The organism is Clostridium sp. AF23-6LB (assembly GCF_003461085.1).
Classification (GTDB): Bacteria; Bacillota; Clostridia; order Lachnospirales; family Lachnospiraceae; genus Coprococcus; species Coprococcus ammoniilyticus.
On sequence record NZ_QTWK01000001.1, the window covers coordinates 754,205 to 780,366 of the forward strand.

The window sequence follows — 26,162 nt, forward strand, 5'->3', positions numbered from 1 at the left end:
TTTTTATACTGTTAAACCTTCTTCACATCTTCTGCAATCTGTTCTGCTGTCAGATGATTTTCTTTTAATACTTCATTTACATCGTAGCGGTCATAGAAGAATTTCTTTAAACCGTAATTCAGAACCTTCATATCAGAATCACCATAGAAGCCGGCGATTCTCTGACCGAAGCCACCTTCCAGATAACCATCCTCTAATGTAATTACGATATCATGATCTTTCTTCAGATCATTCAGAAGTTCTTCATCCATACCGGAAACATACAGTGGGTTAATGATGGTTGGCGCAACTCCTGTCTGCTCCTCGATCAGTGCTGCCGCATCTGTTCCAAGCTGATAGAAAGTACCTGCACCGATAACGGCAATCTTGCTTCCCTTTTTAGTTACTTCGTATTTATTTAACTGACTGAAATTCTTTGTTACAGCCTTTCCGTCCGATACCATCGCAGCTCCCGGAAGCTTGATTGCAACCGGATGCTCTGTCTGCTCCACGCTCCAGTCAAGCATTGCCAGATATTCCTCTTTGGTTGTCGGTGCCAGATACACAAGCCCCGGAATACTTGTAAGCATCGGAATATCCTGTAATCCAAGATGTGTCACATCATTCATTCCATATACAGATCCCGCAAATACAACGATCGTTGCAGGGTTGTTATTGATACACAGATCCTGTGTCAACTGATCATATGTCCGCTGGATAAATGAACTGTATACACCATATACAGGCTTGCCGCCATTTGCCGCAATACCGGATGCCAGTGCAACCGCTGTCTCCTCTGCGATACCTACATCAATAAACTGGCTGCCCGCTTCTTTTCTCTTATCCTCTGTAAATCCCATAACGGTAGGTGTTGCCGATGTGATCGTAACTACAGATGGATCTTCCTTCATTTTCTTTAAGAGATAATCTCTGGTTACGTCGGAATAATCTTCTCCGTCAAATTCCATCAAAGGCTTTCCTGTTTCAAGGTCAAATGGCATACACCAATGCCACTGTTCCTTATTCTGTTCTGCCGGTGCATAGCCTTTTCCTTTTAAAGTTTTAATATGCACGACAACCGGTTTCTTACTGTCTTTTACAGATTCAAATGCTGCGATCAATGCAGCAATATCATTTCCTTTATCTACATATACATAATCAAGTCCCATCGCACGGAACAGATTACATTCTGCCTGCCCATTTGTCTCACGAAGCAGTTTCAGATTCTGATACAAACCACCATGATTCTCAGCGATCGACATGTCATTATCATTTACAACAATGATCAGATTGCCACCAAGCTCAGCCGCATAGTCAAGACCTTCCAATGCCTCGCCACCGCTTAATGAACCATCACCGATCACAGCGATCACGTTGCCGTCTTCCTTTTTCAGATCTCTGGCTTTCGCAAGGCCACAGGCAAGACTGACAGATGTAGATGTATGTCCGATCTCAAAGAAATCATACTCACTTTCTTTTGGATTTGTATATCCGGATACATCATCGTAATGTTCTTCGTAGAGATAAGCATCCTTTCTGCCTGTCAGCATCTTATGCGGATAGCTCTGGTGGGATACATCATATACGATCTTGTCCTTTGGTGACTCAAATACATAATGCATCGCAATCGTTGCTTCTACCATACCAAAATTCGGGCCAAAGTGTCCGCCATGCTTACTTGCCCGGACAAGCAGTGCCTGCCGCATCTCTGCTGCCATCGCCGTCATCTCTTCTATATTCAATTTTTTTACATCTTCAGGTCCGTTAATCTGTTCAATATACATAATTTCTAACAATCCTCCTTATCCCATGACAATACGCCGGTCTGTACCGCTTTCTCATAGCGCGATACCTTATAGGCAAGCCGCTTCATGGTCTCCTCGATCTGTTCTTTCTGTTCCTGCAATGCGTCATATTGTTCCTGCAATAGCTGTCGTCTTGCTTCAAACGTCGTATCTCCCATCTGATACAGTTTCACATATTCAATCAATGCCTCGATCGGAACGCCTGCATTCCGCATACAAACTGCATTTTCTACCCAGCCGAGATCCGATTCCTGATAATCTCTGATTCCACTCGGAGTTCTTGTAACCGGTGGAATCAGTCCTACACGCTCATAATACCGAAGGGTATCCTGTGAGATACCAAATTTCTCACTTACTTCCTTGATCGTCATCTGCGCCACCATCCTTCATTTGATTTTTCCTTACTATAGCACTTGGAGTTCGCTCAAAGTCAAGATATTTTTTGTCAGTCTATAGATGAAATGTTTATTGTGATATATGCCACTGCCGCCTGTATAGCCTGCAGAATACGCTACGCTTTCTACTCGTCACACGCGCCTATCCGCTCATGCTCCTGTGCAACTCGCCCTTCGGGCTCAGACAGGCACCCGCATTCGCTGCCAGCGTGTTCCTCATTACGAAATGCTCGCTATGATTCTGCAGGCTATACAGGCGGCAGTGGCATATATCACAATAAACAATACACATTATTTAATAAATTCTGCCGTCAGCTTCATGATGTCTTCCAGATTCTTCAGATTCTTCCATACATTGGCAGTCTCTAAGGAATGATTTGCTTTCTCTATCACATGAACCGGAATCCCTGCTTTTTGACACCGATCTGTAATTGCAGCGGTGCTCTCCACCCACGGATCTGCCGTTCCTGTAAATGCTATCGCTCTCCCCGACAGATCAGATGCGCAATTGTCAAATGTCGCCTCAAGCGGAGTATACAGCACATGCCTGCATGGTATCTTATGTCGTTCTGCGTAAGTAGTCGCAATGATCGTTCCTACACTTTTTGATAAGAATAAAATGCTGTCATACCCGGAAAAATCTATATCTTTTAATATTTCCTCTGTCTGTCCGTACAGGTCTTCAAATGCTGCCTGCATTTTTACCGGATCGCCTTTGACGTTTCCGATCCGATTCACATATTCTACGTTCTTATATTCTTTATATCCTACGGATTCTGCTACGCGCCTGCCATAATATAACAGTGGCTTGTCGCAGTGATAGCCGATTCCCGGAAAACATACTACCAGCTTCATCTTCATACCTCCTGACGGAGTTATTATAACACAAAAAACTGTGGTGGGAGGATATCTGTATATCTTCCCATCCACAGTTTTTCAATGAATATTATTTTTACGATTTAGATTTATTATTTATTTTACGTTTATTGTTTTTTATTTGAATATTATTTTATGCTTCCTTTTCAGCAGTCTTCTCATGCTTCATAAGAACAAGTTTTCTGATACATGTAATTGCTACAATGATACCAAGTACGATAAGGAATACTGCAACAATGAGCTGAAGTCCTTCAACAAGGAATGTACCGGTTCCGGCCTGGAACTTCTGGATATTTCCGATTACGTTGAGAACGATAGCTGTAAATGTTACAGCAAGCATTATAAGCATTGGTGGATAAAGCATTGCATGCTTTCTGCTTGTTGCCTTGAGGAATACTGCTACACCAATCAGTACAAGTGCTGCAAGCATCTGGTTTGCTGATCCGAAGAGTGGCCATACATTTGAATATCCACCCTTGCAGAGAAGGTAACCAAAGAACAATGTTATAACTGTAGCTAAATACTTATTTGTAAGAATCTTCTGCCATACAGGCATCTGAGATGGATCTGTAGTATCTCCCATGAACAGCTCCTGGAATGACATACGTCCGATACGTGCGACTGAATCAAGTGATGTAAGAGCAAGTGCTGATACACACATGGTCATGAATACATTCGCTACTGAATTTGGAAGTCCGAACTTCTCAAGGAAACCTGCGATACCCTGTGAGAAGATCTGGAATGGTGTAAGTCCTTCCGGTGCTTTTCCTCCAACTGCTACTGCACCAACTACGATCAATGAGATAACACCGAGGAGTGTCTCAAGGATCATTGCGCCATAACCTACAAATAACATATCTTTTTCATTTCTGATCGTCTTTGATGATGTTCCTGATGAAACAAGGCTGTGGAAACCGGAAACCGCACCACAGGCGATTGTTACAAACAGTGTTGGGAACAGATAACTCTTAGCACCTGTTGACGATACAACTGTGAAACCATTGAAAGCGTTCAGTCCCATATCCGGATGTCCAACCAGAACACCGACAAATGCTCCAACCAACATACCAACAAGCATGAATGTTGTCATGTAATCTCTTGGCTGCATAAGTAACCACATAGGAAGTACGGATGCAAGGAACAGATATGCCATGATAACGTAGTTCCACTGGTTACCGTTTAAGTACCAAGGAAGCTTCATACCTACTGCAAACATTGCAACGATGAGGACGATAGCTACGATTGCTTTCACCCACTCCTTCATATTCTTGCAAGTCTTCATAACAACACCGAGCACCATAGCGACAACAATGAATAACATAGATACTGTAGCGGCTGCTGCGCCGTTAAAGTTCTTTGTTACTGCTCCGTCAGCACCTGTTGTAAATCCGTTAAATGTTGATGAAACCATAGATGTAAAGGCTGCAATAACAAGAAGTGTAAAGAGCCAGCAGAACAGTGAGAAGAATCTTCTTCCTGCCTTGCCTATGTACTTCTCAATAACAAGTCCGATGGACTTACCCTCATTTTTAACGGATGCATACAGAGAACCGAAATCCTGTACTGCACCGAAGAATACGCCTCCGACAAGCAGCCAGAGTAAAACCGGTACCCATCCAAACATTGCCGCAATGATTGGTCCCTGTACAGGTCCCGCACCTGCGATGGATGAAAACTGATGTGCAAATACTGTAAGCTTTGATGATGGTACATAATCCTTTCCATCTTCATTTGCAACGGCCGGGGTCTTTGCATTTGCATCTATGCCCCATTTCTTAGCAAGCCATCTTCCGTAACCTAAATAGCCAGCTCCTAAAACTACTACTGCGATAAGAATAATTACCAAACTATTCATATCATTCTCCTTCCTTCCGCCATGTGGCAGATACTTGATTATAGTATGTTCACAAAGAGTTTATACAAAAACATATCTTTTATAGGACAACCTTTCCTATAAATTAAAAAAAGCTTTCGTCTTCATGTAATTTCATAAAGACGAAAGCCTTTAAACTTCCGCGTTACCACTTTATTTGCCATTCAAAAAAATGACCACTCAACCTCATCTCATAAGCTCACACTGTAGAAATAAGTTTCTTTGTAACGGTAGAAAACCGGTGACACCTAATGTCCATATCTGGAATTCAGTGCACTGCTCGCAGAGGATAATCACTAAAAACATACACCGTCTCACACCACCCGGCGGCTCTCTGAAATACTCCTTTTTTAATGATCGTATTCTGTTCGTTGCATTTGCTCTTTGTTAACTGCTAATTTAGCACTCTGTTTTTTTGTTGTCAAGAGCGATTTTAAATTTTTTTGACTTTTTCTGAATGATTTTTCCCTATTCTTTACCATCCCAACAATAAGTACACAGCTTGCACTTATCGATTCCAACGGATTCCAGCATATCGTCCAAGCGATTGAAACGCAATGATGTAAAGTTCAGTTCCTTACGGATCTCCTCAACCATTGTTTCGTATTTCTCAGATTCCGGATCTGCATACTCCTGTAATACCTCATCGGTTACATTTCCATTCTCCAGACGATCGATCACACGACGGGTGATCAGATCCATTTCTGATGATGAACGAGAGAAATTCAGATATTTACATCCATATAATAACGGAGGGCATGCCGGACGGATATGTACTTCCTTCGCACCACTCTCATATAAGAATTCAGTTGTTTCACGAAGCTGGGTTCCTCGTACGATCGAGTCATCGATCAGAAGAAGGCTCTTATCACGGATCAGTTCATCCACTGCTAACAGCTTCATCTTAGCGATCAGATTTCTCTTACTCTGGATCGTTGGCATGAAGGAACGTGGCCAGGTCGGTGTATATTTGATAAATGGTCTGGAAAATGGGATTCCGGATTCATTTGCATAGCCGATTGCATGAGCAATACCGGAATCCGGTACCCCGGCTACAATATCCGGCTTTACGTTATCACGCTTCGCCATTGCCTTACCACAATTATACCGCATCTGCTCTACACTTGTGCCCTCATAGGAACTGGATGGATAACCATAATATACCCAGAGGAAGGTACAGATCTTCATTTCTTTATTCGGATTGACCAGCGTGATACAGTTCTTGTCTGTCACGACAGCGATCTCTCCCGGTCCAAGTTCCTTATAGTCCTTATATCCAAGATTTTTATATGCAAAATTCTCAAAGGTTATACAATAGGCATCTTCTTTCTTACCGATAACAACCGGTGTTCTGCCGTATTTGTCACGGGCTGCATAGATTCCCGCCTGATTCATCAACAGAATGGATACAGAACCATCGATAGAATCAAGCGCAAACTGAATTCCTTCGATCAGATTTTCCTTCTGATTGATCAGTGCTGCGATCAACTCCGTTGCATTGATATCGCCGCCGCTCATTTCTAAGAAGTGAGAATGTCCATTCTCGAACAGCTTCTTTGTAAGTTCACCTATGTTATTAATCTTACTGACTGTTGTAAGTGCATAAGTGCCATGATGAGAACGTACGATCAATGGCTGCGGTTCGTAATCGGAGATACATCCGATTCCCATATGACCACTCATTTCCTGAACATCTTTGTCAAATTTTGTACGAAATGGTGCATTCTCAATATTGTGGATCGCACGATTAAATCCGTCTTCTCCGTATACTGCCATTCCGCCTCGTCTTGTTCCCAGATGTGAATGGTAGTCGATACCAAAGAACAAATCAAATACACAATCCTGCTTTGATGCTACGCCAAAAAATCCGCCCATTGCCTTTTCCTCTCTTTTCTAAAACTCTCATGACATTCCTCAACAAATGCTTCCATAACGAGATGTATCCATATATATTCTTTATTTCACAGAACACTTGCGTTCTATTTTTACGCAACGGTACTAAGCTCTCTGCTAATCGCAGATCGCTAAGGACCGGCGTAAAAAGAGGTCTGTTACATAAAAATATATATGTCTACATCTCTGTTTTCTAGTACAATCTCATATCTCTTTGTCAATTCATATCAATATTTTCTTCAGTGATAATTCTTCGTTTTTAATAGAAAAACTTACTAAATTTCTGATTATCTTTTCATAAGTTGGTAAATGCCGATATATCCCGTATTTTAGGGCTTTATCGGTATTTTCTTTTTGGAAGATACCTTGCATAAGCTGGCATTTACCAGCATGAAAATGCAACCAAAAGTAGTAAATGAGTAGTAAATATAAGCTCCGATATTAACAAGCCAGTCTTTCCAGTTCTGCTTTTGCAGATTGAAATGTACCGTGTGCATAATAGCCAAGTGTCATGGTTATGTTAGCGTGTCCCATAAGATATTGCAGGGTGTTTGGGTTCATTCCTCTGTTTGCCATATTCGTACAGTAAGTATGTCGGAATGAATGTGGTGTGATGTTCGGTAACTTGTCCGTGTGATACTTGTTATACTTCTTAATTAGTCCTCGCACCATGCCCTCATAGTTTCCTGCAACTTTAGGTAAGCCCTCACGGTTCAAGAATAGGAAATTGCTATAACCACCTACAATCAACGGTTGTGCCTTTCCTCTGTTCTTTAGTATTCTTTGGATTGCTTGATAAGCCCGTTCTGTCAATGGAAGTTCTCGTTTTCCGTTTTTGGTCTTTGGCGTTTCAATATAGTAGCCGATTTCGCTGTCTTTCAATAACTGGTGGTCTATATTGAGTATTCTGTTCTGCATATCAATATGCGTCGTTAGTCCGCAAAATTCAGAAATACGAAGTCCCGTTTCCAGCAGAAGCACAACCTCATCATAATACTTGCTGTAAATCTTATCCTTTTCCATAAAGGCAAGCAGGCGTTCTTCCTGCTCTGGTGTAAGGATAACTTTCTGCTCCGTATCATCTTCCAGAACATCACTTAGCTTAAATTCAAACGGGTTCTTTCTGATACAGTCGTCTTGTATCGCCATGTAAAATGACGCTTTCAAGGAACGCTTGTAGTTATCAATCGTTTTATAGGCGTATCCTTTTTCGCTCATTCTGATAGCCCATTCTTTAGCGTCCGACTGCTTAACAGTATCAATCGCCCTCATACCCAATGGGTCATTTTTCAGAGCGTTCATAAGATACTGTCGTCCTTTTTCAGTAGCCCTCTTGATGTTCTTTCTTTGGCTGTTCTTCTTGTCGTAGAGCTGGCAGACTGTCATTTTACCGCCTGCTGTATCGATACCGTCGTTAAGGTCTTTTTTAATCTGTGTTTCTTTTTCCCTCAACGATATATCATCACGCTTTCCAGCAGGTGTCTTGTCTGTCGGTACAAGTTTCCAAGAATAGATAAATTGTGGCTTTCCGTATATATCGGTATATTTATAAACGTATCTTCCGTCTTTTCGCTGGCTCTCTCCATTACGCAAATTGCGATTTTTACTGTCTTTTCGTTTTACATTAGACATAGTGTAAAGCTCCTTTCCGTCATGGAACGAGCCGTGATACGCTATATTTATTATACCATATCTACGGCTCAATGACATTAGATTTCGTCCAATGTATCTATGATTTTTTCAAATTGTTTTCGCTTAATCTGAATACGGTTGCCGTTCACGATAACCCAGCCAGCGTCAAGATTTTCTTCGGCTAATTTACGCAATTTCTTTTCGCCAATGCGGAAGTATTTGGACGCTTCTTCAACCGTCAGCGTATATTTTTCCCAAATAGGCACATCAGTATTGTTCATAATCTATGCACCCCCCTTTACTGTGTGTCGTTTTTTACAAGCAGGCAGACGGCTTTGGAAAGCTCCATTAGTATCTCAACTATTCCCATTCTTGTGGGCAGAACCGCACCATGCGGACGTATCATTATTCTGTGAGGATAGGTCGTGGCAAAACAACTTTTCCAACAGTCGCTCTCGGATCACTGCGTGGGTCGCTCGCTTTCTTTTGAAAAGGTCGTGGCGTACAGTCCCCGTGGCTCGCCATCTCACAAACGTATCTGTCTGCTTTATTCAGTTGTCAAAGTCTGAAAAACAATATCGGCTTAAAGTTTGCATTTAGAAGCACGGATATAAACGAGATAAAGCAGACCTTAGAGTTTTTCGGTATCGACAAGGACGATGAGAACAACCAGAAACGCTTGCGTGATTTGGAGAACGGACAATGCTTATTGCAGGACTTATACGGGCGTGTCGGTGTGGTGCAGATACACCCAGTCTTTGAAGAACTGCTACACGCCTTTGATACCAGACCGCCCGTACAGAGAAATGAGGTGGAGTGATGAAAGAAAGGATAAAAGGTGTGTTCACAAAAAAGAAGATTTTCCACTTTCTCAAAATGGCTCTGTTCGTGGTGGCACTCTCCCTTATCCTGCTTTCACTTTTGGGGACGGTGGCTCATGCGACGGGGCTTGTAGACGATACCATAAACGCAGAAAATCTTTATTCAAAATATCCCCTTTCCAACTACCAGCTTGATTTTTTCGTCGATAATAGCTGGTCGTGGCTTCCGTGGAACTGGCTCGACGGTATCGGAAAATCGGTACAATACGGGCTGTACTGCATTACCAACTTTGTCTGGACTATCAGTTTGTATTTGAGTAATGCAACGGGCTATGTGGTGCAGGAAGCCTATAAGCTGGACTTCATCAATGATATGGCAGACAGTATCGGAAAGAGCATACAGACCCTTGCAGGCGTTACCGAGAACGGCTTTTCTTCTACGGGCTTCTATGTTGGTTTCCTGCTTCTCATTATCTTAGTGGTGGGAATGTACGTTGCTTATACGGGACTGATAAAACGGGAAACCAGCAAAGCACTTCACGCTGTTATCAACTTTGTGGTGGTGTTCGTGCTGTCCGCTTCATTTATTGCTTATGCTCCCGACTATATCAAGAAGATAAATGAATTTTCATCAGACATCAGTACCGCTTCTTTGGATTTGGGAACAAAAATCATGCTCCCTAACTCCGACAGCGAGGGTAAGGACAGCGTGGACTTGATACGGGACAGCCTATTTTCTATTCAAGTGGAACAGCCGTGGCTCTTGCTTCAATTCGGGAACAGCAACGCAGAAGAAATCGGGACAGACCGTGTAGAAGCTCTCGTATCGGCAAGTCCAGAGGACGAGGACGGGAAAACCAGAGAGGAAGTCGTGAAAACAGAAATCGAGGACAACGACAATAACAATCTGACAATACCGCAGGTCGTGAACCGTTTGGGTATGGTGTTCTTCCTCTTGTTCTTTAACTTGGGTATCACGATATTTGTATTCTTGCTTACGGGCATGATGTTGTTCAGCCAGATACTTTTTATTATCTTTGCAATGTTTTTACCTATCAGTTTTTTACTTTCCATGATACCGAGCTATGAAAGCATGGCAAAGCAGGCAATCGTGAGAGTATTTAATACCATAATGACACGGGCAGGAATAACGCTCATTGTAACGGTGGCATTTAGTATTTCCAGTATGTTTTACAACATTTCCACAGACTACCCATTCTTTATGGTGGCGTTCTTGCAGATAGTATGTTTCGCTGGTATCTACATGAAGCTGGGCGACTTAATGAGTATGTTCTCACTTAATGCTGGCGACAGTCAAAGCATGGGACGACGCATATTCCGCAGACCGTATCTGTTTATGCGACATCGGGCTAGGCGTATGGAACACCGTATTGCAAGGGCGGTAAGTGCTGGCGGTATTTCGGGCGGTGTAGCTGGTGCGGTGGCTGGAAGTGCCGTTGCTGGCAAGAGAGCCGAAAGAAAAAATACGGCTTCTAAAGAAAATCGGGGCAATACCACTTCCAGCATGGGACAGCGTGCAGGTTCAAAAGTCGGTGCTGTTTTAGATACGAAAAATAAAGTGAAAGACAAGGCAAACGCTGTCAAAGAGAATATCAAGGATATGCCGACACAGACCGCTTATGCGGTGTATTCCGCAAAGGAAAAGGCAAAGTCCAGCGTGTCCGACTTCAAGCGTGGCATGGTGCAGGAACAGCAGTCCAGACAGACGGGACGCTTGGAAAAGCAGGAACAGCGTAAGAAAAATATCGCTGACAAACGTATGGAGCTTCAAAAGGCACAAGAAGCAAGGCAGGTACAGCGAAAGGCTGACGGATCAGCGACAACGGGAGCTACCCGTCCCCATGAGCGACCAGTCACAGCTTCAACCATTCCAAAGCCGAGTGTTGAAAAAATGCAGGAAGTCAAACGCCCAGCCACAGCTCCAACTCCGAAAGCAAGTGAGCCAGTCAAGACAAATGTTATCAAAGAGCGTCCGTTATCTTCTGGTGCTTCTGATAAGAAAGCACCCCAGCCTACACAGACAGTACATAGGCAGAATGTAGAAAAAGTGGTATCGCAGGAAACACGCCAGAATGACACCAAAGACCGCAGGATAAAGGTTCAGCAGACCCAGAGCGTCCAGAAGAACCAGCAGACCATAGAGAAAACCCGTAACCTTGTAACGAAGAAAGGACAGAAGAAAAAATGAAACTGAAACATATCGCTATCATTGGCAGTCTGTTTCCTATCCTCTTTTCTCTGGTGCTTTTCTTTGGCGTCCTCATTAGTGCGGACAGCGACGACGAGAACAGCAATTTTTCTTCTGGCATTACGGGTATGAACCTATCCGCAGAAGTCTTGAAACATCAGCCTATGGTAGAAAAATACGCCAGAGAAAACGGTATCTCCGAGTATGTCAATGTGTTACTTGCTATCATTCAAGTAGAAAGTGGCGGTACGGCAGAAGATGTTATGCAGAGTTCGGAAAGTCTTGGTTTACCGCCTAATTCCTTAGATACGGAAAGCTCAATCAAGCAGGGGTGTAAGTATTTTGCGTCCCTGCTTTCTTCCTGCAAAAATCAAGGTATCGACGACTTGAATGTAGCGATACAGTCTTATAACTATGGCGGTGGCTATGTGGGATATGTGGCAGGAAAAGGAAAAAAACACACTTTTAATCTTGCAGAGAGCTTCGCCCGTGAGAAATCGGGTGGAAAGAAAGTAACCTACACCAACCCGATAGCCGTTGCTAAGAATGGGGGCTGGCGGTATGGCTATGGAAATATGTTCTATGTGGAAGTAGTCAATCAGTATTTAGCAGTTCCGCAGGTATCGGGAGAACTGGCACAAAAGGTAATGAATGAAGCGTTGAAATATCAAGGCTGGAAGTATGTGTATGGTGGCAGTAACCCGAATACTTCCTTTGATTGTTCGGGATTGACGCAATGGTGCTATGGAAAAGCTGGTATCTCCTTACCGAGAACAGCACAAGCACAGTATGACGCAACCCAACATCTGCCACTCTCGCAGGCAAAAGCAGGCGATTTGGTGTTTTTCCATTCCACCTATAACGCTGGTTCGTATGTAACACACGTCGGTATTCTTGTTTCGCCGACACAGATGTACCACGCAGGCGACCCGATAGGATATGCAGACCTAAGTAGTAGTTACTGGCAACAGCACTTAATCGGTGCAGGACGAGTAAAACAATAGAAAGGACTTGAAAAATATGTTTAAGAAGAATAAGAAACAGACAGAAACTATCAAAGAACCAAAAGAAAAAAAGGTGCGTACTGTCAAGGTAGGCACACATAAGAAAACCGTGATTGCGTTGTGGGTGGTGCTTGTCGCAAGCGTGAGCTTTGGGGTGTATAAGAATTTTACGGCTATCGACCAGCACACCACCCATGAAAAAGAAATCATTGAACTTTGCTTGCAGGACACCAACGGGATAGAAAATTTCGTGAAAAACTTTGCGAAGTCCTATTACACATGGGATAACAGCAAAGAAGCTATCGAAGCAAGGACGCAGGCAATCAGCGGTTATCTGACAAAGGAATTGCAGGACTTAAATGTAGACACCATTAGAACCGATATACCGACCAGCTCCACGGTTACAGATGTGATTGTATGGCATATCGAGCAATCGGGAGCGGACACTTTTTCTGCTACCTACGAAGTAGATCAGCAGATAAAAGAGGGAGAACAGACAAGCAATGTGAAAGCAACCTATACTGTAAAAGTCTATGTGGACGCAGACGGGGATATGGTAATCGTTCAAAACCCTACCCTTGCACCAGCAGTTGAAAAATCAGACTATGAGCCTAAGACACCAGAAGCAGACGCAAGCGTGGACGCTGATACGGTAAATGACGCTACCGCTTTTCTGGAAACATTCTTTAAGCTGTACCCAACAGCGACGGAAAAAGAGCTTGCTTACTATGTATTGGGAAATGTGATTGAACCTATCGGCAGGGACTACCTTTATTCTGAACTGGTAAACCCTATCTTTATAAAGGACGGCGACAATGTGAAAGTCAAGGTTGCGGTAAAATTCATTGATAATCAGACAAAAGCGACGCAGGTATCGCAGTATGAGCTTGTGCTACATAAGGATAGTAACTGGAAGATTGTAGGATAAATGATATAGCGTGCATTTCCTATCAGATTTGCACGCTTTTACAAAACGACAAGAAAACTGTGCAAAAATATTGACTTGTAATGACCGAATGCTATAATATAAATGACAAGTGTACTTGGTATTATTTGAAGGGAGCGTTATATAATGGATAAAGAAAAAATACTATCACAAAACAAAAAAGAGAATCTATATCTTGATGAATACGAAAAACATATTAAACTTCAAGGGAAATCTTTTGGCTTAATGTTTGTTTTATTTATCTGCATTTTAATTCTTTTCATTAAAGCAGTTTGTAAAGAACCTTACTATGACATAATGACAATTATTGGGTCTGTGGCATTTGGCTCTATGGGTTATGAAGCACATATTTCAAAAAATAAATCCAAATTTGTTATTGCTTTATTCTTTTTTCTATTTATGGGGTATTACTTTTATAAATTTTTAATGGTAGGTTTATAGAATGGACGAACATTTAATTTTGCGAAACAGATTAAAAACTGTACGAAAAGAAAAAAAATTATCACAAACAGAATTAGCTGAACTAGTCGGGGTTTCTCGGAATACAGTTAGTTCTATTGAAACTGGACAATTTAATCCAACAGCAAAATTGGCATTAGTGCTTTGTATAGCTTTAGATAAAAAATTTGAAGAATTATTTTATTTTGATTAAAGGAGAGAACGATTATGGAATTAGAGGAATTGATTGTTGAAATAGTTATAGGATTGTTTTTACTTTTTACATCTTATCAAATAGGTATAAAAGAGAATATTACTTTATTACATGGTTATCATTATACACAACTTGACCCTAAAGATAAAAAGGTGTTTACAAAAAAAATAGGAATAGGCACTTTACTGGTTAGTATTGGTATTCTTGTTATGCCGATTATCAATTTAATCTCTCATTCTGAATTAGGCTATTACATAGGTCTTATTTTGATTGTTGTAGGAGTGTTTTATATCATATTCATCATTGTAAAATACAATGGAAAACTTATTAGCTTTAAAAAGTAGAATTGAGGTATGAATATGATAGGACTGAACAAAAGAGATATAAAAAAGGCATTGAAAGCTGGTGCAAAAGCTGGCGGTGTATCATTGGCTGATGTTCGGGCGGATATTGAAGCTACGATTGATGAAGCTATGAATAGCACCGACCCAGAGGTGCAGGCAAATTTCAAAAAGTATTTTGGGAATAAACGCCCTACACCAGAAGAATATATTTATATCATTACGAAAAAGACAAAGGCAAAATTATAATAAAAGGGTCGTGGAAATGCTTCACAAAATTGTGATCTGCATTATCACGGCTCTTTTACTCTCTGTTTACTTTCAAAACTGTAAGTGTAATTGAATACTGCCCTTGCTATAATTTAATTGTATTCCAAAACAAATAAATGTGGCAGGAAGAAAGGAGCGATTTTTAATGGAACACATTTTAAATTTAGAGCAAGTAAAAAAATACTACGGGGGTAACTCTGGAAATATCACAAAGGCAGTAGACGGTATTTCTATGTATGTAGATAAGGGCGAATTTGTCGCAATCATGGGAGCTAGTGGTTCTGGAAAGACTACCCTATTAAACTGTATCTCTACGATTGATACTGTAACCAGCGGACACATTACAGTCAATAATCAAGATATTACCAAAATCAAGGATAAAGATTTTGCTGATTTCAGACGTGAAAATTTAGGGTTCATTTTTCAAGATTTCAACCTTTTAGATACTTTAACGATTGGAGAAAACATTTCTTTATCATTGGTTATCAACAAACAGAACCCTACTGATATTGAGAAAAGAGTTCATGCTATCGCCGATAAATTGGGTATTCGTGATATTTTATCGAAATTTCCTTATGAAGTTTCTGGCGGACAAAAACAGCGTTGTGCTTGTGCTAGAGCCTTAATCAATGAACCGAAACTGATTTTAGCTGATGAACCGACGGGAGCTTTGGACTCAAAAGCTTCCAGATTATTACTGGAAACAATGTCTGAAATCAACAAGAAAATGCAGGCTACTATTTTAATGGTAACACATGACCCGTTTAGTGCGTCTTTCTGTGAACGTATTTTGTTCTTGAAAGACGGTAAAATATTCAATGAAATTTTCAGAGGGGAAAAAAGCAGAAAAGATTTCTTCAATGAAATACTGGATATATTAACCTTGCTCGGAGGTGAAGTGGGAAATGTTAGGTAAGTTAGCGTATAGAAATACAAAAAGAAATATTAAAGATTATTTGATTTATCTGATAACCGTTACTGCATCCTTTTCTCTTATATTTGCTTTTAATTTGGTGGCAAATTCTGATGAAATTGTAAAGTTATGTTCCAGTATGGATGCATTTAAGAATTCATTGTTCGCTGTAAATATTCTTATTATTTTTGTGATATGCTTTTTGATCAACTATACAACGAAATTTATGTTTGAAAAAAGAAGTAAAGAATTAGGAACATATATGCTTCTTGGCATTAAGAAAAAAGAAATTGCCCACTTAGTTGTAATTGAAAATATACTGTTGGGAATTTTAGCATTTGTATTAGCTATTCCTATTGGCTTTTTATTCAGCCAGTTTGTGTCGTTAGTAATTGTAAACTTACTGGGTATTCCAAAAACTCTCTTTATTTCTTTGAATTTCGTTTCTATTGGACTATTGATAATTTATTTTTTAACTATTTATGTTTTGGTTTTGCTTAATCTATTAAGAAGAATAAGTAAAATGACGATACGTGATTTTCTTTATTTTGACAAACAAAATGAAAAGAAAATGTTCCGTGACAGTAAAAAAAGAAATGTCATTTTTGTTTTAAGTATTATTCTTGGTGCGATTTCTCTTTTTCTCTGGAATTCACGTTGTACTATGGATAATTTTAATAAGCAAGAAACACTTACTTATTTGATGGTAAGCGTAATCATGTTGATTATCAGCATTTATGGTATATCTACAACTTGTGCAGATATGTTCTTGACTGTTATCTTAAAATTTTGTATAATAGGAATTGAAGTTAAATTAGATGCTAAAAATTTGTAATTAAGAAGGAGGGATTCGTCATGTTGGTATTCCAAATGCGTAATGTAGATAAAACATCTACTGTTTTGAAACAGACTAAAAACAGTGATTACGCAGATAAATAAATACGTTAGATTAATTCCTACCAGTGACTAATCTTATGACTTTTTAAACAGATAACTAAAATTACAAACAAATCGTTTAACTTCTGTATTTATTTACAGATGTAATCACTTCAGGAGTGATTACATGAACAAAAATATAAAATATTCTCAAAACTTTTTAACGAGTGAAAAAGTACTCAACCAAATAATAAAACAATTGAATTTAAAAGAAACCGATACCGTTTACGAAATTGGAACAGGTAAAGGGCATTTAACGACGAAACTGGCTAAAATAAGTAAACAGGTAACGTCTATTGAATTAGACAGTCATCTATTCAACTTATCGTCAGAAAAATTAAAACTGAATACTCGTGTCACTTTAATTCACCAAGATATTCTACAGTTTCAATTCCCTAACAAACAGAGGTATAAAATTGTTGGGAATATTCCTTACCATTTAAGCACACAAATTATTAAAAAAGTGGTTTTTGAAAGCCGTGCGTCTGACATCTATCTGATTGTTGAAGAAGGATTCTACAAGCGTACCTTGGATATTCACCGAACACTAGGGTTGCTCTTGCACACTCAAGTCTCGATTCAGCAATTGCTTAAGCTGCCAGCGGAATGCTTTCATCCTAAACCAAAAGTAAACAGTGTCTTAATAAAACTTACCCGCCATACCACAGATGTTCCAGATAAATATTGGAAGCTATATACGTACTTTGTTTCAAAATGGGTCAATCGAGAATATCGTCAACTGTTTACTAAAAATCAGTTTCATCAAGCAATGAAACACGCCAAAGTAAACAATTTAAGTACCATTACTTATGAGCAAGTATTGTCTATTTTTAATAGTTATCTATTATTTAACGGGAGGAAATAATTCTATGAGTCGCTTTTTTAAATTTGGAAAGTTACACGTTACTAAAGGGAATGGAGATAAATTATTAGATATACTACTGACAGCTTCCAAGAAGCTAAAGAGGTCCCTAGCGCCTACGGGGAATTTGTATCGATAAGGGGTACAAATTCCCACTAAGCGCTCGGGACCCCTTGTAGGAAAATGTCCTAAGTGTGGCAACAATATTGTATTAAAAAAATCGTTTTATGGTTGTTCAAATTATCCTGAATGTAAGTTTACTTTAGCTGAACATTTTAGAAAGAAAAAACTAACCAAAACGAATGTAAAAGAATTACTGGAGGGAAAAGAAACCCTGGTAAAAGGAATCAAAAACAAAGAGAAAAAGCCCTACAATGCCGTTGTAAAAATTGGGGAAAAGGGATATATTGATTTTATCTCTTTTTCAAAATAAACATAAAAGCCCTTTAAAGAGGGCTTTTATATATTAATCACAAATCACTTATCACAAATCACAAGTGATTAATCACAAATCACTTGTGATTTGTGATTCTTAATGATACAATATTACTATGTTTTAGCTTTAAAGGCTCGTACAGACTATATGTTTTGTGCGGGCTTTTTTCATACCCGAAAAAATTTAAAAAATTTTTCAAAAGAGGTCATTAAATCACACCTAGCTGTCCTTATATGGTGCGGAAAGAGGGATAAACACTTTTCAAATCATAAAGGAAAGGAGGTGAGATTGATGAAACCGTCTGACTTCCAGAAAACAGTTCAATGTCGTTTTGAAAGTTGTTTAAAGAAAGTTGTCCGTAGTGTCGTGAAAGATTATTACAAGGAATTAAACCGTCGTAAGAATAAAGAAATATCTTTCAGCGAATTGCCAGATGTCCTTGTTGATAAAATGGCTGTTTGGGACGACTACGAAACAGATTATACAATCTTTTCAGTATGTGGCATTGATATTCGTGTCCTTGATGATGAATTGGCAGAAGCTCTGCATTTTCTTCTTTCAACATCTGCCAGCCTACAAGTTTGTACTGTGTGCCGACTTCTAAGCCCTCTAAGGTTATGGTATCAATGATTGTTACCTCTTTTCCAGCTTCAAGCTCTTTGTTGCCGTCCTTATCGGTAGCAGTCGTATGAATTTTGATGATACGCTCTGTGATAAGTACCGTCTGTCCGTCGTCCTCAATGTCTTTATGTTCCGCAACTTTTACGGGTTCTTCTGGATTGCTCAAATCGTATAATTCCTCGAATGTTACCAGATTTTTACCGCCAAGCTCGGACGCATTGAATGTATAAGTAATTTCCACTTTCATAGCTTCATCATCAGCGATAAAGGTATAGTCATTTTCTACACGCTTTCCATTGATAAGAAGCTCGGTGTTTTCTTCCTTTAACATCTGCCAGCCTTTGAGCTGATATTTTGTGCCTTTTGTAAGTCCGTCTAATTTGACGGTATCAACGATTGTTACCTCTTTTCCTGCAAGGATTGTCTTTTCGCCGTCCTTACTGGTCGCTGTGGTATGGATAGAGATTTCTTTTTCGTATTCATCAGTCAAAGTACCTAAATCAATCACAAGGTTATTTCTTGATACCACGATTTCAAAAGGTGGGATAAGCTCAAAGCCTTTGTTACTATCGCAACGCATTTCTTCAATGATGTAGGTATCATAAGGCAACGCCCCTTTGCTGTCGTCTGGTTTAGAAGTTCCAAACCATACACCGTCCTCGCTGGTCTTTCCTGCGTTGGTATTATGCTTATGAGAAGCCCAGTCAGAAGAAGTGGAGAATTGCCCGTTATCATCAGTTACCACAACATGACTTTCGCCCGTTGTCTTGCTTGTGATCCTAAAGGGAACATCAGCAAGACGCTTGTGTGTGCCTGCTCCGATTTTTACGCCCTCAATATCTCCACGCTTAATCTGATTGTAGATAGAATGGGCTTCGTCGGTTAAATCAACGATTTTTCCATTCTCTGTGATTGCAAAATCAATCGGTTTTGCACCGTCTGTCAAATATCCGTTTGGAGCTTCACTCTCAACGATACGGAATTTTCCATAAGGTAAAAGGTCAGCAGACGTAGAAGCGACACCCTCAATGTCTGTATGGATTGTCTTTACCACTTCATTTTTCTTGTATAGCTTGCCCTCAACCAGTACCGCATTATCATTTAAGGAAATGATGTCAAAGGCAGTATCTTTCAAAGTGGCACTTCCTTGTGGTTTTGTATCGCCCGTTTCTAAATCTCGTTTCTGAATTTTCACACCGCCACGGATAACCTTGTCTGATACAGAAAACTGGTTACTTCCAGTCAATACGGCAAGGTCGCCGTCCTCGGTAATCTGTGTTACATATAAGCCCTTAATCTGTTCGGACTTATCGCCAGCCTGCATATATGCACCGTCCAGCAAGTAACCGTTTGGAGCTTTTGTTTCTTCTACGGTTAGTGTTCCAAGTGGAAGAACGGCTTTGCCGTCCTGCATATAGAAACTGTCGCCAGATACCTTGTATGCGTCCGCTAATTTTGTAACATAGTGGATTGTACCGTCGCTGTCTGTTTCGGCGATTGTCTTTGTAACCCATGTTCTTGTAGCTTCGGCAGGGAGATTGTCTTTATTGTAGAAGCCAGTATAATACTTCCATGTAAATTCCGCACCTGCTAAAGAAGCGTTCCCCTGCGGATTGTCTTTCTGTGTTTCCATATCAATCTTGAAGAGTTCAATCAAAGTGTCTGTTACCTTTGGTGTATCTGATACGTTCAAGGTCGCTGTCTTTCCAGCTTCAACCTTTAAGGAATATATATTTGTATCAACCTTATATCCTGCTGGTGCGGATAATTCCTTGATATAGACTGTGTCAGCCGTTACCTCTACGACATCTGTATTTCCGTTTTCATCAGTCGTAAGGGTGGCAAGCTGTTTCGTGCAGTCCTTATCAGCAAAGACACCGTATGTCGCACCAGCGATAGAGTAATTCCCGTTACCGTCTGTAATGCTGGTATTACTGGAAGTCTTTTGAAGTTTCGCATTTCCAACATTGAGTTTCGCCCAGAATTGTCCCAATTCCTGCCCCTCGCCAGAGTAGATATAACCGCCACATTCATAGCGTCCTTTATTCTCTTTGACAAAGGCTTTTGCACCAGCGAAAACTTCGTCCTGCGTTGCCTTTGGAATTTCATCATAAGAAGCTCGCACGTTATCGCATTGCCAGCCAAGATGTACGCTTAATCTCTGCCAGACAACAAGCTGTCTTAAAAGGTAGGCGTGGTTTTTGCTTATTCCGTTGTGGCTGTCTGTGTACTGTTTTACATATTCGATAGATAAGGCAACGTCGCTTATCTGGTCGGCACTCATACGGGTGCTTGCGTCAGCTCTGGTCTTGTAGCCATTCTTAAAGTCTGTGTTAATGTCGATACAGTAAGCGTCCTCGCCCTCAACGGTCAAATGTCCCTCATTAAAGGTAGAACCAATCGAACCGTCATTCATTACTTTTTCAACGATACCGACACGCTCTTTTGACTCCGTCCAGTATTGCTTACTTTCTGCATGAACGGGTGTAGTCGGCAAAGCAGTAACGACAGTTGCAAGAGCTAAGAAGCCCGTACACAATCGTTTTAACATCTTTTTCATAAATCTAATGCTCCTTTCATTTTTGGTAATAAAATAACCGTCCATAATGAACGGCTGAAAATAGAAAAGGAACGTCATTTTAGGCGTTCCATAGTCTATGAGTTATTCAATTTTTCTTGTTTCAATACTGATGTGCTGTACCATATCTTTGCATATCTAGGAAAACTTGCGTATCAAGGCTCATTCAATGGTAGTAAATAAGTAGTAAATTGATGTGTTTGTTTCCTTGAAAATGCTGATAGATACTGTGTTTTAGCGGATAATCAGATTTTTATTGTGTTTTTAATAGAAACCTTTTTTATTTTATAGGATGTACTTACATAAATCAATAATTTCTATCAAAAAACGTAATAAAAAAAGAACAAGATCATACACTTATCGGGCTGCAAACAGCTTGCGAAAATATGTATAATGTTGTTCTTTTTCTATAGATGTCAATATTATTCTTTAGCTATATGCAGCATGCTGCATTATGATCAGCCTCTGACGGTTTTTGTGACGGCAAGGCGGAGGACTCTGGTGGTTTCTTCGGCGGCGCACAACTTATCCGCCCATGTTACGATCCAGCTCTCCCGGAACTTTGGAGGTGTTATGTTGAGTGGGAACATATGCTTTCGGATGATATCCCGCTCAATGAAGTTCAAATTGAAATCCCGTCTGGCATTATGCAAGGCTCGTTCTGCATGAAAAAAACCATGCAGCCGATGTCCGCCATCCTTCTCATGCCAGTCATACAAGAAATAATCATGAAGCAGTGCTCCACGCACCAGCGACCGTTCATCAATATATGCGGAACATTTCTCTGCAAGCTCCAGACTTTTCTCCGCCACCCGCAGGGAATGATCGTAACAGGTTATTGAACCATGTTGCACAAATGTTTTTTCTTTCTGCATACCCTCTGATGCCAGGATATCCGCACCATATTTATATATTTTTTCTTCGATACGATTCGCTTCCATTTTGGATTCTCCTGAATTCCCTAATCTCTGTCTCTTACATCATTCAACTACTGCCAACTATTTTCCAATTCCTTGCTTTTTTCTCAAACCGGCTATTTATTCTTACCCATGATAGCACAATTTATACGTGGTAAACTATTACTTTTTCTTAATGTTCTTTTTATTTTTCTTGATTCATTTTTACCGATAATTCCGGAACAACAACCTTGATCACATTCACCAATTTTGTCATTGGTTCTGTAATGATAAAATCTCTTCCCAGCTGACTCTTTATTATAAGCTCCAGTCCCATAACCTTCTCATCAACATCGGTCAGAATGCTGGCAGTTCCTTCTCCCATCACGCAAGCATAATTTGCCCCATATTCACATGGAACTTCACCACCACTGGTCAGTACCATATCTGTATCAATCTCGATAAATACATTTGGATTGGCTGCGATCACGTCATATTTGCGTCCTTCCGTTGCGCCATGCATATATAACGTAAGTCCACCATCCTTATAAATATATCCATAATGTAATGGAACAATGTATGCCTTTCCCTCATCCACCATACCAAGGTGAACCACGCCTGCTTTCTTTATGATCTGCTCAATCTTCACCGGATCTGTAACTTCACATTTTTGTCTTCTCATTGGTCTGTTCATTATGTTCTCCTTTTAGCCACATTGGGCTTAAATTATTATTAAAGACTTATTTTCCATCCCTCAATCATCAACAATAAACTTATGAATAGGGCGTACTTTCCTATAAAGTAAAAAAAACAGAGAATTCGCACATCGTCGAACCTCTCTGTTCTTTTTTATTATATACCAGATTTGTGTTATCTGACAAGTGAACATTTATAATTATTTAAAGTTGCATGCAGAACATTTGTTTGATATAATAATCACGGTGCTACCCTATTCGGTAGGCGGTCAGTCTTCTCCACAGGAGTTATAGCCTGTGTTTACATAGAAATCCATTTATGGAAATCTGTTGAGGAGGTCGGTGCTTATGCTTACAACGGAGCTTTTTATAGCCATTATCAGCTTATGCATTACTTGCTTTGCTCTTGGTTATACCGTTGGTTCTAAGAGCAATAAATAGGCACAAAAAAACCGCCCAGCCCGGTAAACTGTGAGCGGTCCTTTTTGTGACCAAAACATTATCAAGGCTAACCGTCTATCGGTAGCATCTTTTGATATTATATTAACATTCCCCCTCTTTTATGTCAACACACAACCCGGCAAACATAGTAACTGCGGTTTCAAGTATGGAATCGGGAAATTCGAAATGCTCTGTATGAAGCTGGGCATAATCCTCTCCATCACCAATGCCGAAAAATGCGCCCTTTGTCTCCTGCAAGTACCAGCCAAAGTCCTCCGACCAGTGCATCGGCTCAGGCAGCTCTATATATGGAATCTGGTGAGAAGCCGCACATGCCCGGATCTTCTGCACCTGTTCCGCATGATTATCCGTAGATGGAAACCGTTCAATCTCCTTTATCGAAAGTTCCAGAGCTTCCTTCTGTGCCATAACCTCTGCCAGCTTACGGATCTCTGCCAGATACTCACGAAATACCTGTTCGCCTTCGCTTCGAACGGTAAGTCTCAGATACCCGTCCGATGCCGCTACACCGTAGTTCTCACTTCCAAGTTTCATCCCGATCAAAGTCATGCGGACAAATCCCTTCGTCTCATTAAACTGCTTTGTCAGTTCTTCAATCTGAAGCAGAAGTCCGGCAAGTGCATATCCGGGATTTCTGCCAGCTTCCGGATATGCTGCGTGGCTCGGCGTTCCTGTCATGTGGATCTCTAAGCCCGTTGAAGCACATGCAAATGTTCCATCCTTCACAAGTACCGTTCCAAGCGGCTTCCCCGGTATATTATGAAAGCCATAGATTTCTCCGATATGCTTTTCTTTGATCAGGCTTCTGCAAAGCTCTGCACCCTTTCCAATCTCCTCTGCCGGCTGGAAGATCAGATATACATCCTGTGCCAACGGATCTTTTCTGCTGTCCAGATACAAGCCAAGTCCACATAGCACACTGCTGTGTCCATCATGTCCACAGAAATGCCCCGGCTTTCCATCTTTGCCACATACCGCATCCATATCTGCCCGGAATGCAATCGGCTGCTTATACTCCTCCATTTGCTCTGGTATTTCCGCAGCCACTTCACTCACATGGAATGTTTTATCATTTTCTGTGGTTACCCGATCATCTGCTCTTTTCACCGCATAAAACCACGCCCCACAATCTACGATCTCTAATGCTGTATGCGATTTTAAGAAATCCATCAGCAACTGTTTTGTCTTTACTTCCTGCATGGAATGCTCCGGGATCCGGTGGAGCTGCTTTCGCAGTTCCATTATTTGCTCTATAATCTGTTTATCTATATATTGCTCTCTCTTATCCATATCGTCAGCCCTCTATTCCCATAAATCTTCATCGTTTCATCGTTACTTCATAAGTATTTGTGCAGCAAACACCGCAGCAACACTTAATATCACACTTAATCCTATATAAAGTATCGCAAATCCGTAATTCCCGCTCTGTATTAATTGATCTGTTTCCAACGCAAATGTAGAAAACGTCGTAAATCCACCACACACTCCCGTCTTTAATGTCAAAACCAGAAGTGGTGATACCTGATACTTTTCTGCCGACACAGAAATTAAGCCAATAACAAATGCTCCTATTACATTAATCAATAATGTTTTTATCGGAAAGTTGTTTTGTGCTCCCACCGGTATTAAACCAATCAAATATCGAAGAATTGCACCTATGCCGCCTCCAACGCCAACTAACAAACATTTTACCATTTTATCTTTTCTCTCTTTCTGTCATTTCATACCTACACTATCAAATGATAAAACAATACAAATTTTATGCAAGTATAATTTGTATTTTTGTAACCTTTAAACCGGATGAATTGTGTTATTATTGAAAGGCCTTTTAACACAAGAAAAGAGGATGTGACTATGCGATTACCAACACAAACTGTTATACAAATGTATCAGGACAATCTGTTCCGCATTGCATTTTCCATTTGTCAGAACCGGGAGGATGCCGAAGATGTTGTTCAGGAAACATTTCTACGCTATCATTCAGGTGCCGTGGATTTTAACAATGAAATGCATATCCGGGCATGGCTGATCCGGGTTACGATCAATCAGTCAAAAAATATGCTTCGCACCTTCTGGCACAGGAACCGGACATCATTGGAAGATTATATGGAACAACTGAATTTTTCTGATACTGAAAGCCAGGAATTATTTGAAACAGTCATGAAGCTGCCGGAAAAATACCGGACAGTGATCCATCTGTTTTATTATGAAGACTATTCCATTAAGGAAATTGCAGACATTCTAAAGATCAGCGAAAGCAACGTAAAGGTCCGGTTAAACCGCGGACGTACCGTGCTTCGCGACACCCTAAAGGAGGCTTGGGACTATGAACAATCAGAATAAAGAACGCTATAAGAAAACATTTGACATGATCCACTCAGATGCAGTCATCAACATCACCCCGGAACGCTCAAAGAAGCTGCGGATCCACACGATCACACGCAGACTTTCCTACGCAGTTGCCGGACTGGCAGCCATCTTTTGTCTGTCAAATGGCATCTGTCTGGCAGCAACCGGAAGCACCTGGGTGCATAAGGTATTCTCTACTGCAAATGGTACGAAGGTCGAATGCGATGCAGAAGACGCTACCATGTCTTTCCGTATCGAATCAACCGATCAAACCTATGTCACCGCGAAAGCCGGAAGACTGTATTTCACCCTGAACGGACAGCAGACCGATATCACAGACAAATGCAGTACAGATACCTACTTCCGATATGATTACACGGATGCCGATCATATCACACATGTGATCGTCATAGGCGGAACTGCCGATGATTATGGCTATGCCGAATATCTGTTTGATGCAGATGGTACTTATATCTTCAACAACATGAATGTATCTTCCGATACTCCGGCATGGTTTGTAAATGCGGAAAAAGATCTCGGTGTAGATGCGGAATCCTTATCGGATGAAGCTGCCACCTATTCCGTGACCGAAGAATAAAAATTTTTAAAATAATTCCATAAATCCTCCATTTTCTTTCGTATGTAAATTAAAGAAGCAAATAAACCGGACATTGATAAGACTATATATTTTTTTGAATATTCTTATTCACTGATATAT

At 40.5% G+C, this 26,162-nt stretch carries 24 protein-coding genes, 4 pseudogenes and 1 other annotated feature; of the genes and pseudogenes, 16 read left to right on the forward strand and 12 right to left on the reverse strand.

Annotated features, from left to right (window positions below):
* Nucleotides 1–11 precede the first annotated feature (11 nt).
* The 7 genes from DWY07_RS03425 to DWY07_RS03460 form a co-directional block, all read right to left on the reverse strand.
* On the reverse strand, nucleotides 12–1,763 hold the full coding sequence (locus DWY07_RS03425; protein WP_117785554.1) for a 1-deoxy-D-xylulose-5-phosphate synthase: 1,752 nt from the start codon (nucleotides 1,761–1,763) through the stop codon (nucleotides 12–14).
* 5 nt (nucleotides 1,764–1,768) lie between these two features.
* Nucleotides 1,769–2,155 (reverse strand): MerR family transcriptional regulator, encoded by a 387-nt coding sequence (locus tag DWY07_RS03430; RefSeq protein ID WP_117808355.1) that lies wholly within the window; start codon nucleotides 2,153–2,155, stop codon nucleotides 1,769–1,771.
* 315 nt (nucleotides 2,156–2,470) lie between these two features.
* Nucleotides 2,471–3,034 carry an alpha/beta hydrolase gene (locus tag DWY07_RS03435; RefSeq protein ID WP_117822204.1) on the reverse strand — a complete coding sequence of 188 codons (564 nt, stop codon included), beginning with the start codon at nucleotides 3,032–3,034 and terminating at the stop codon, nucleotides 2,471–2,473.
* A gap of 154 nt (nucleotides 3,035–3,188) precedes the next feature.
* Nucleotides 3,189–4,910 carry a carbon starvation CstA family protein gene (locus DWY07_RS03440; RefSeq protein ID WP_117808302.1) on the reverse strand — a complete coding sequence of 574 codons (1,722 nt, stop codon included), beginning with the start codon at nucleotides 4,908–4,910 and terminating at the stop codon, nucleotides 3,189–3,191.
* A 133-nt stretch (nucleotides 4,911–5,043) separates the two neighbouring features.
* Nucleotides 5,044–5,309, reverse strand: a binding site (T-box leader).
* 87 nt (nucleotides 5,310–5,396) lie between these two features.
* The gene (locus DWY07_RS03445) at nucleotides 5,397–6,803 is read right to left on the reverse strand and encodes an amidophosphoribosyltransferase (protein ID WP_021944805.1); all 1,407 of its coding nucleotides are present in this window, start codon (nucleotides 6,801–6,803) and stop codon (nucleotides 5,397–5,399) included.
* A gap of 459 nt (nucleotides 6,804–7,262) precedes the next feature.
* A complete protein-coding gene (locus tag DWY07_RS03455; protein WP_003062094.1) occupies nucleotides 7,263–8,453 on the reverse strand; it encodes a site-specific integrase in 1,191 nt (396 codons plus the stop codon).
* 77 nt (nucleotides 8,454–8,530) lie between these two features.
* Entirely contained in the window at nucleotides 8,531–8,734 is a 204-nt protein-coding gene (locus DWY07_RS03460) for an excisionase (RefSeq protein WP_002322728.1), read from the reverse strand.
* 284 nt (nucleotides 8,735–9,018) lie between these two features.
* Here DWY07_RS03460 and DWY07_RS03465 point away from each other — a divergent pair.
* From DWY07_RS03465 to DWY07_RS13560, 14 genes and pseudogenes are all read left to right on the forward strand, one after another.
* Nucleotides 9,019–9,273 (forward strand): annotated as a pseudogene (locus DWY07_RS03465) (ATP-binding protein); the annotation flags it as partial.
* On the forward strand, nucleotides 9,273–11,483 hold the full coding sequence (locus tag DWY07_RS03470) for an MFS transporter (protein WP_003060083.1): 2,211 nt from the start codon (nucleotides 9,273–9,275) through the stop codon (nucleotides 11,481–11,483). The pseudogene DWY07_RS03465 and the gene DWY07_RS03470, both read left to right, overlap by 1 nt.
* Entirely contained in the window at nucleotides 11,480–12,487 is a 1,008-nt protein-coding gene (locus DWY07_RS03475) for a bifunctional lysozyme/C40 family peptidase (RefSeq protein ID WP_003059774.1), read from the forward strand. Before DWY07_RS03470 ends, DWY07_RS03475 begins: the two co-directional genes overlap by 4 nt.
* A gap of 16 nt (nucleotides 12,488–12,503) precedes the next feature.
* Nucleotides 12,504–13,415: a conjugal transfer protein gene (locus DWY07_RS03480; RefSeq protein ID WP_003062215.1), complete on the forward strand. Its 912-nt coding sequence runs from the start codon at nucleotides 12,504–12,506 to the stop codon at nucleotides 13,413–13,415.
* A 144-nt stretch (nucleotides 13,416–13,559) separates the two neighbouring features.
* Entirely contained in the window at nucleotides 13,560–13,874 is a 315-nt protein-coding gene (locus tag DWY07_RS03485; RefSeq protein WP_003061887.1) for a DUF6442 family protein, read from the forward strand.
* Between the two features lies 1 nt (nucleotide 13,875).
* Complete coding sequence (locus DWY07_RS03490) at nucleotides 13,876–14,085, forward strand: helix-turn-helix transcriptional regulator (RefSeq protein ID WP_007286202.1); 210 nt, start codon at nucleotides 13,876–13,878, stop codon at nucleotides 14,083–14,085.
* 14 nt (nucleotides 14,086–14,099) lie between these two features.
* Complete coding sequence (locus DWY07_RS03495) at nucleotides 14,100–14,429, forward strand: DUF3784 domain-containing protein (RefSeq protein ID WP_003061243.1); 330 nt, start codon at nucleotides 14,100–14,102, stop codon at nucleotides 14,427–14,429.
* Between the two features lie 15 nt (nucleotides 14,430–14,444).
* Complete coding sequence (locus DWY07_RS03500) at nucleotides 14,445–14,675, forward strand: hypothetical protein (RefSeq protein WP_003060191.1); 231 nt, start codon at nucleotides 14,445–14,447, stop codon at nucleotides 14,673–14,675.
* 166 nt (nucleotides 14,676–14,841) lie between these two features.
* Nucleotides 14,842–15,612 carry an ABC transporter ATP-binding protein gene (locus tag DWY07_RS03510; RefSeq protein WP_003061398.1) on the forward strand — a complete coding sequence of 257 codons (771 nt, stop codon included), beginning with the start codon at nucleotides 14,842–14,844 and terminating at the stop codon, nucleotides 15,610–15,612.
* Nucleotides 15,602–16,444 (forward strand): ABC transporter permease, encoded by an 843-nt coding sequence (locus DWY07_RS03515; RefSeq protein ID WP_003060411.1) that lies wholly within the window; start codon nucleotides 15,602–15,604, stop codon nucleotides 16,442–16,444. Before DWY07_RS03510 ends, DWY07_RS03515 begins: the two co-directional genes overlap by 11 nt.
* 20 nt (nucleotides 16,445–16,464) lie before the next feature.
* Entirely contained in the window at nucleotides 16,465–16,548 is an 84-nt protein-coding gene (locus DWY07_RS03520; RefSeq protein ID WP_001814874.1) for a 23S rRNA methyltransferase attenuation leader peptide, read from the forward strand.
* A 124-nt stretch (nucleotides 16,549–16,672) separates the two neighbouring features.
* The gene (gene erm(B) / locus DWY07_RS03525) at nucleotides 16,673–17,410 is read left to right on the forward strand and encodes a 23S rRNA (adenine(2058)-N(6))-methyltransferase Erm(B) (RefSeq protein WP_001038795.1); all 738 of its coding nucleotides are present in this window, start codon (nucleotides 16,673–16,675) and stop codon (nucleotides 17,408–17,410) included.
* 169 nt (nucleotides 17,411–17,579) lie between these two features.
* Nucleotides 17,580–17,840, forward strand: a pseudogene (locus DWY07_RS03535) (topoisomerase DNA-binding C4 zinc finger domain-containing protein); the annotation flags it as partial.
* A 294-nt stretch (nucleotides 17,841–18,134) separates the two neighbouring features.
* Nucleotides 18,135–18,389 (forward strand): annotated as a pseudogene (locus DWY07_RS13560) (sigma-70 family RNA polymerase sigma factor); the annotation flags it as partial.
* On the opposite strand, the pseudogene DWY07_RS03545 reads toward DWY07_RS13560, so the two are convergent.
* From DWY07_RS03545 to crcB, 5 genes and pseudogenes are all read right to left on the reverse strand, one after another.
* Nucleotides 18,379–21,024, reverse strand: a pseudogene (locus tag DWY07_RS03545) (SrtB-anchored collagen-binding adhesin); the annotation flags it as partial. The pseudogenes DWY07_RS13560 and DWY07_RS03545 sit on opposite strands and share 11 nt — an antisense overlap.
* A gap of 476 nt (nucleotides 21,025–21,500) precedes the next feature.
* Entirely contained in the window at nucleotides 21,501–21,983 is a 483-nt protein-coding gene (locus DWY07_RS03550) for an HD domain-containing protein (protein ID WP_021944804.1), read from the reverse strand.
* A gap of 160 nt (nucleotides 21,984–22,143) precedes the next feature.
* Entirely contained in the window at nucleotides 22,144–22,632 is a 489-nt protein-coding gene (locus DWY07_RS03555; RefSeq protein ID WP_242996106.1) for a pyridoxamine 5'-phosphate oxidase family protein, read from the reverse strand.
* Between the two features lie 544 nt (nucleotides 22,633–23,176).
* Nucleotides 23,177–24,385 carry an amidohydrolase gene (locus DWY07_RS03560; protein ID WP_117808300.1) on the reverse strand — a complete coding sequence of 403 codons (1,209 nt, stop codon included), beginning with the start codon at nucleotides 24,383–24,385 and terminating at the stop codon, nucleotides 23,177–23,179.
* A 42-nt stretch (nucleotides 24,386–24,427) separates the two neighbouring features.
* A complete protein-coding gene (gene crcB, locus DWY07_RS03565; RefSeq protein ID WP_117808299.1) occupies nucleotides 24,428–24,790 on the reverse strand; it encodes a fluoride efflux transporter CrcB in 363 nt (120 codons plus the stop codon).
* A gap of 159 nt (nucleotides 24,791–24,949) precedes the next feature.
* On the opposite strand from crcB, the gene DWY07_RS03570 reads away from it, so the two are divergent.
* Both DWY07_RS03570 and DWY07_RS03575 read left to right on the forward strand, forming a co-directional pair.
* Nucleotides 24,950–25,438, forward strand: a complete 489-nt coding sequence (locus tag DWY07_RS03570) for a sigma-70 family RNA polymerase sigma factor (protein ID WP_242997296.1) — start codon at nucleotides 24,950–24,952, stop codon at nucleotides 25,436–25,438.
* Nucleotides 25,422–26,042, forward strand: a complete 621-nt coding sequence (locus DWY07_RS03575; RefSeq protein ID WP_008399983.1) for a hypothetical protein — start codon at nucleotides 25,422–25,424, stop codon at nucleotides 26,040–26,042. The genes DWY07_RS03570 and DWY07_RS03575 overlap by 17 nt, the downstream gene beginning before the upstream one ends.
* The last annotated feature ends 120 nt before the right edge of the window (nucleotides 26,043–26,162 follow it).